Origin of the sequence: Microseira wollei NIES-4236, from assembly GCF_020521235.1 — a bacterium.
GTDB classification, from domain to species: Bacteria; Cyanobacteriota; Cyanobacteriia; order Cyanobacteriales; family Aerosakkonemataceae; genus Microseira; species Microseira wollei.
Genome location: NZ_BLAY01000124.1, coordinates 24,135 through 31,180 on the forward strand (window position 1 = coordinate 24,135; position 7,046 = coordinate 31,180).

Below are 7,046 nucleotides of genomic sequence, written 5' to 3' on the forward strand. Positions count from 1 at the left end.
TTACCCATTACCAATCGCTGACACTGTCCCATAAATGAGTAACACTCAACAGAGCTACCTCAAATGGGTGTCACTAAAAAAAGCGACTGGTCACTAACTTATAACAGCGGTTATACCTAGATAACAATTTAATTCTTATTCAAGAAGAGATGAGTCTTTATGGCAACCACTTCGATGTTCTGTAGCGGGAGCGATCGCAACCCGGAGCAATTCAAAGCTCTGATTCTAGGGAATCCCAACTACTTTGGTAATCTGAAAGAAAGTCAGTTTGAACCTGTACTCAACATCCAGTCAGATACTACCTTTGAAGAAATTGGCTGTGTTGGATTCCAGCCCCAATTCAATCAGCTAGAAGCAGTCGTTTTTATCAAGCAGCCGTCTGGGTATGGGGGTGGCGTATGTTCCAGCGGCACGCCGGAATACGTGCGCTTCTACCTCTCTTTCGACAACGGTGTTACGTGGGAAGATCAGGGACTGGCAAGTTTTACAGCCTACGACATTCCAGAAACAACAGAAAGCCAGCGACTTGAGTATGCTGTCTCGCTAAAAATTAATCCCCCGCAGAAGTTCTGTTTCTTCCGAAACATTGCGCTTGTGCGAGCGATTCTATCGTGGAATATTGCTCCCCCTCCTAATACTCCCGATTTCACGCCTGTTTGGGGTAACATTCACGACACCCACATCCAGATCGAGCCTCTGAAGCTATTCCTATTAGGTGATATCTTCAAGAATTTAGAGATCAAAATTCCAACAGAACTGTCTACCGCAGTCGATCTAGCACAACCAGTTGTTGCCCCTAAGCCCAAAGTTTTGAGTGTGGCAGAACTCCAGAAAATTTATCAAGAAAAAAAAGTAGAGCCACACCGATTTGCCCTGGCTGAAGTGCAAAAATTGATTGCTCAGCCTCAACTAACTGAGTCGCTGATGGCAACTGGATTCACAGGTTTGTTTTCAGACCTAAATATCAATTTGAATGACATTATCAGCCAGTTGTTCCCCACAGATGGGAATACGACTTATGAAGAGTTGGAATGTGTTGGTTTGAACCCGAACCAAAATATGCTTGCAGGCATTATCCGCCTCAAACAGTCTTCTGGTTATTCTGGCGGCCCCTGTACTGCTGGCAGCAAAGAATATGTCACATTTTGGGCTGATTTCGACAACAATGGCACATTCAGTACCTGTTTGGGAACCACATCGGTGAACGTATACGACATCGACGATATTCCAGAAAAAGGACTAGAGTATGCCGTCTTTTTGCCTGTCGATCTGAATCCTTATCGTCAGCCTTGCGAAGACGGCCCTAAAGTCGTGAAAATTCGGGCTATTTTATCATGGCAAGTTCCACCCCCCTGCGATAACCCCAACTTTATCCCCGTTTGGGGCAACCGGGAAGAAACGCTGATTCAGATCCAGCCAGGGCCAATTGTAGTGGGTCAAGTACCCGTCTTTACTTCTGTTGGCAATATCCCAGTCAGTTTGGTGGATACCAACGGCTTGATTACTGATGCAGTCGCCTCGACTGGGGCCCGTTTTATTAACGCTCCTTTTGGCGGTCGGATTAACATTGCTGGCAAGATCGTCAATGGCACCGCTGCGTCGAAATACCGATTGATGCGGAAACCTCACGGTGCGCCTGATTCAGATTATGTTCCCCTGAGCAACGAACCGAATCCGCTGGTTTTAACCCTCAATACCTGGGACCCCATCAACGGTTTTGTGCAAAATACCAATTTCCAAGTTCATGCGGTTGACGGGTACTATCCTTACCAAGATTATGCCTCGGATCATTTCATTGAAGGCAACATCCTGATGATTTGGTATTCCACTTTGCTGGAAGATGGAAATGCCTACGATTTGAGGGTTGATTTAAGTGTGGATGGCAACCCAGACCACGACATCCACAGCAATGCGGTCACGGTTCTGATCGATAACAAAGCACCCGATGTAGCGCTCGATATCGATTTAGGTGGCGGTGTGGAGTGCGCTGATTTCCACGTTGGCGATACTTTTACAGGTCGCTATACGGCAAAAGATCTCCATTTCGGGTCATTCCGTTTTGTGATTCGACCCAGCGGTCCAGCTAATGGAGTATTACCAGTCCCGCCTGCGGGATCTCACTCGATCATCGCTCCTCCGGGTCTATCGTCGATCCCCGATCCGGGTATCATTAACGGCATCTATAGTCTGAATACGACGGGGATGAAGCCCTGTGGCTACTCCCTGACCTTGGAGGTTCGCGATCGCACCAATGTTAACAGCGGTCAGACGAACAATTACAATGAAGCCTCGGTCGGTTTCTGCTTGCGCTTGCCCCCAGAAGGTTAATATTACCCTTGCTGAATTAAGTTAGCTGCCCATTCCCCAACCGAATCAAAGATTCGGTGGGGATATTTCATCAGAAGATTCCTTTTCTGCCCCTCTGCTAGATGTGATTTGCGCGTAGTTGTCCGCAAGCGGCGTCGGCTTCTAATCCCCGCGAGTAGCGAACGCTGACTGCAATTCCTCTTTGTTTCAGGGCAGAAACGAAGGCTTGAATGCTTTTGGGATTTGGTCGCTGGTAATCCACTTCTTGGATGGGATTGTAGGGAATTAAATTAACGTGGCTTTGGAAACCTCGCAGATGTTTTGCTAATTCTTCTGCATGTTCTGGTAAGTCGTTTAACCCAGCTAGAAGAACATATTCAAAAGTAAGTCGCCGTTTGGTTAGCTTGACATATTCCCGACATTCTGCTAGTAAGTTTTCTAGGGTATAGCCTTCGGCGCTGGGAATCAGTTTTTGTCGTAGTTTTTGGTTAGAAGCGTGCAAGCTAACGGCGAGAGTTACTTGCAATTGATGTTCTGCCAAACGCCGAATTCGATTGGGAATTCCTACAGTCGAAAGGGTAATTGATCGCTGTCCGATACCGACATCTTGGTTGAGGGATTTAATCGCTGCTATTACGTTATCTGCATTCAATAACGGTTCGCCCATTCCCATGAAGACTATGTGGCTGACGCGGCGTTTAAAGTCTTCTTGAACGGTCAAAACTTGGTCGATGATTTCGTGTTTTTCCAGATTGCGAATGAAGCCGCCTTTTCCGGTGGCGCAGAAGTCGCACGCCATTGGACATCCGACTTGGGAGGAGACGCAAACAGTAAGGCGATCTGCTGTGGGAATGCCGACGGTTTCAATTATTTGATTATCTGCTAATTTGAGCAGATATTTAATTGTCTCATCGGGGGCGACGGAGCGATGGTGGATGGTGGAACGTCCGATAGGAAAATCTGCTAGTTCCTCGCGCCATTGTTTGGGAAATACTGTGATTTCTCTGAGATGGCGCGCTCCTTTCTGATATATCCATTGATACAACTGACGCCCCCGGTATGCAGGTTGTCCAGAAGCTTCTACCCAAGCGGTTAGTTCTGCCAAACTTGCCCCTAATAGGGGAGCCTTCGCAGTGCTTTGAGTGGATAAATTTTGGCTGTTTTCGCCCGCAGCCAAGGGCATTTGAACTCGAACCATATTAAACTGACAAAAATCAATGTTGCTTAGTTACTAATTGTGAGCTTGTTTACTTCTATTGTGCTGGCATTAACGATGGGCAGCTTGACAATAAAAGTTGCTCCTTGTCCTTCACCAGCGCTGTGAACGGAAACAGTACCGCCGTGGAGTTCTACCAGGTGTCGTACAATTGCTAAACCCAATCCCAGTCCGCCGTGATTGCGGGTGTAGCTGCTATCTGCTTGACGGAAGCGGTCGAAGACGTAGGGCAAGAAGTCGGGGTTGATGCCAATCCCATTATCGCTGACTTGGATTTGAGCATAGGAAATTGCAGATTTAGGATTTGTGATTTCAGATTTATTTGATTTGGGATTTGAGATTTCAGATTGCAGATTTGAGTTGGGACTTTCATCTGAAATCTGCAATCTTACATCTGAAATCTGCAATTCTCTTTCCCTCTGCAATTTTTCTAGTTTTACTTCTACCCGTCCTCCTTCGGGGGTAAATTTGATGGCGTTGGAGAGTAAATTCCAGACGATTTGCTGTATGCGATCGCTATCCCCGGCGATCGCTCCCACACTAGATTCGAGACAAGACTCCAATTCTATCGCTTTTGCTGCTGCTGCGGGTCGCACCGCGTCGATGGCGCTGTCGATAACGCTTTTCAAGTTTACCGAGGCAATTTTTAGTTGTAAGTTGCCTCTGATGATGCGGGACACATCGAGCAAGTCTTCGATCATCTGAGTTTGCATCCTGGCGTTGCGTTCGATGGTTTCTAGTGCTTTTGCTCTTGTCGCCTCGTTGAGTTGGCGAGTCCGCAGCAGTTGCGCCCATCCCAGGATGGCATTGATCGGCGTCCGCAACTCGTGGGAGAGAACCGCGAGGAATTCATCTTTCATCCTGTTGGCTTCTTGGGCTTCTCGTGCTATAATATTCAGTCTGCGTTTGTGAAGGGCAAGTTCGGCAGCCAACGCGGCTAAGTCTTGAGTTTGGCTGTCTAATTCCTGCTGAAGCAAGTCGCGGGTACGTTTCATGGCGATCAGGTTGCCGATGCGCGAGCGCAACTCTTCCAGGGAAAATGGCTTCATCAAGTAATCTTGCGCCCCTGCTTGCAACAATTTCACCCGCTTTTCATCGTCTGCTTTCGCCGTCAGTACGACGAACGGAATCCCATCGAGTTGTTTTCGGTTCCTGACTTCGCCTAATAGTTGCTCGCCGCTCATCAGCGGCATCATCATATCGCTGAGAATTAAATCGGGTAACAATTGCGTCGCCAACTCCAAACCTTCTTGACCGTTGAACGCAGTAGCAACGCGATATTCATTGCTTAGTGCCTCGACGATAAACAGATTCATTTGCGGGTTATCCTCGACCACCAGCACGAGGGGACGTTGGTCAAAAGTCAGTTTGCTGTCAGTTGTTTTGCTAACTGGTGACGACTGACCCTGACGCAGTTGCGCCAACATTGGGGAGACAATTTCCTCAACATTGCCTATAGACTCAGTTGTCAGGGTAGACACCGCCACATCTTTTGGCGCGACGATAGGCAATTCAACCCTAAAGCTTGCTCCACCTTCTGGTGCTTCCCCAACGGCGATGGTACCGCCGTGCAACTCCACGAAGTCTTTAACAATCGCTAGTCCTAACCCAGTTCCGCCAAAGCGACGAGTGGAAGATTCTTCTCCTTGACGGAAACGTTCAAAAATCACTTCCCTTAGTTCCAAGGGTACGCCCGCACCGCTGTCTTCGACGGTAATGAGTATCGAGTCAGGGGAAGAGGACGCGGGGACGCGGGGACGCGGGGACGCGGGGAGGGTGGTTGAAGAACTTTCCGCTTCCAGGGAAGCTGCTGGTTCGACTTGCGACACCAGGCAGCGAACGCGACCACCAGGGGGGGTGAACTTAAAGGCGTTGGAAAGCAAGTTTAACAGTACGCGCTGTATCTTTTCCGCGTCAACCTGAGCGGGGAAAGACTGGGGCGTTTCGACAAAAAAGGCGATGTTTTGCTCTTGTGCTAGTGCGTTAAAGTTGGCAGCAGTCAGGCGTACCAGTTGAGCTAAATCTACCTCGGCGTAACGCATACTCATTTTATTCGCCTCCAGCTTGGAAATGTCGAGCAGGTCGTTGACTTGTTTGAGCAGTATACGGGCATTGCTGTCTACCACTTCCAAGTCTTGGCGCTGTTCGGGGGTGAGTGCATCCCCGGCGAGTAATTTTTGCGTTGGTCCCAAAATTAATGCTAAGGGCGTCCGCAATTCGTGGCTGACATTAGCAAAAAATTGCGTTTTAAGTTCGTCAATTTCTTTAAGCTTTTCGTATAGCGTTTCTAGTTCGGTGTTGGTACTCTCCAGTTTTAATTTTCTCTCTTCAGATACCTTGGCGGTTAACAGCAACTCTAGCACTTGAGGCACGAGCGGCGGTAGTATTAGCGCTGTGGTGACCGAAGCTACGGCGGTAATTAATTTAATTTCTCCGGATAACCAATAGGTGGGCGTCCACAAGGTCCACACTTCCATAAAGTGGGTAGCGCCGCAGGCGACGATGAAGGCTCCAAAGGCTAGGAATACCCAATCAAAAGGGATATCGCGGCGGGCTTTATCAACTAAATACGCCAGCGTGGCTGAAATTGCGACGTAAGATAGTCCGATCAGCATATCGGAAACCACATGCAGCCATACTAACCCTGGCTTCCACAAGTAACAATGCCCGTGGGGAATAAAACCGTTTGCTGCTAATAGATTTTGCCACAATCCAGGCCAAATCAGCACTAGCGCTAGCGTAATGGCTAGGATGCCAATGCCGTATCTCAAGTCTGCACGATATTTTTGCATTTTATAATTGACTGCCATTCAGGTGATGGTCGCTTTTTATATCAAGTTTATCTATCAGCGTTTCAAAAAAACTACTTGGGCAGCCTATTTATAGCACAGCAAATATTATTTTATCTTGTGAACTTAAATCTCATAGTTAGAGGATTTATTGCAGCAATTTTTATCTATTTACAACCCAAATTAATATGCGTCATCGGTCTGAGGGTATAAGTAGGGGCACGGCATCCGAAGAACTTTGTCCCAGGCACAATACTTACCCACGCCGTGCCCCTACAATGGCACGGCATCCGAAGAACTTTGTCCCAGGGACACTTACCCACGCCGTGCCCCTACAATGGCACGGCATCCGAAGAACTTTGTCCCAGGGACACTTACCCAGGTCGTGCCCCTACAATGGCACGGCATCCCAAGCACTTTGTCCCAGGAACAAAACTTACCCACGCCGTGCCCCTACAATGGCACGGCATCCGAAGAACTTGATCTCAGGCACAATACTTACCCACGCCGTGCCCCTACAATGGCACGGCATCCGAAGCACTTTTTCTCAGGCACAATACTTACCCACGCCGTGCCCCTACAATGGCACGGCATCCGAAGAACTTGATCTCAGGCACAATACTTACCCACGCCGTGCCCCTACAATGGCACGGCATCCGAAGAACTTGATCTCAGGCACAATACTTACCCACGCCGTGCCCCTACAATGGCACGGCATCCGAAGAACTTGATCT

4 protein-coding genes are annotated in these 7,046 nt (G+C 48.4%); 2 read left to right on the top strand and 2 right to left on the bottom strand.

Translation table 11 applies throughout. The features are described 5' to 3' along the window. The first annotated feature begins 159 nt into the window (after window positions 1-159). On the top strand, window positions 160-2,328 hold the full coding sequence (locus MiSe_RS32385) for a hypothetical protein (protein ID WP_226587869.1): 2,169 nt from the start codon (window positions 160-162) through the stop codon (window positions 2,326-2,328). 97 nt (window positions 2,329-2,425) lie between these two features. On the opposite strand, the gene rlmN is transcribed toward MiSe_RS32385, so the two are convergent. Together rlmN and MiSe_RS32395 are read right to left on the bottom strand one after the other, a co-directional pair. Then, entirely contained in the window at window positions 2,426-3,490 is a 1,065-nt protein-coding gene (gene rlmN / locus MiSe_RS32390; protein ID WP_226587871.1) for a dual-specificity RNA methyltransferase RlmN, read from the bottom strand. Between the two features lie 41 nt (window positions 3,491-3,531). Next, the gene (locus MiSe_RS32395; protein WP_226587873.1) at window positions 3,532-6,315 is read right to left on the bottom strand and encodes an ATP-binding response regulator; all 2,784 of its coding nucleotides are present in this window, start codon (window positions 6,313-6,315) and stop codon (window positions 3,532-3,534) included. Window positions 6,316-6,500: 185 nt separating this feature from the next. Here MiSe_RS32395 and MiSe_RS32400 point away from each other — a divergent pair, with 185 nt between their 5' ends. Next, window positions 6,501-7,043, top strand: a complete 543-nt coding sequence (locus tag MiSe_RS32400) for a hypothetical protein (protein ID WP_226587875.1) — start codon at window positions 6,501-6,503, stop codon at window positions 7,041-7,043. Window positions 7,044-7,046 lie beyond the last annotated feature (3 nt).

What these genes read in the sequence shown, in the direction of transcription:
- rlmN (WP_226587871.1), bottom strand. Translation starts at nt 3,490, where the DNA reads ATGCCCTTGGCTGCGGGCGAAAACAGCCAAAATTTATCCACTCAAAGC.
- MiSe_RS32395 (WP_226587873.1), bottom strand. Translation starts at nt 6,315, where the DNA reads ATGCAAAAATATCGTGCAGACTTGAGATACGGCATTGGCATCCTAGCC.
- MiSe_RS32385 (WP_226587869.1), top strand. Translation starts at nt 160, where the DNA reads ATGGCAACCACTTCGATGTTCTGTAGCGGGAGCGATCGCAACCCGGAG.
- MiSe_RS32400 (WP_226587875.1), top strand. Translation starts at nt 6,501, where the DNA reads ATGCGTCATCGGTCTGAGGGTATAAGTAGGGGCACGGCATCCGAAGAA.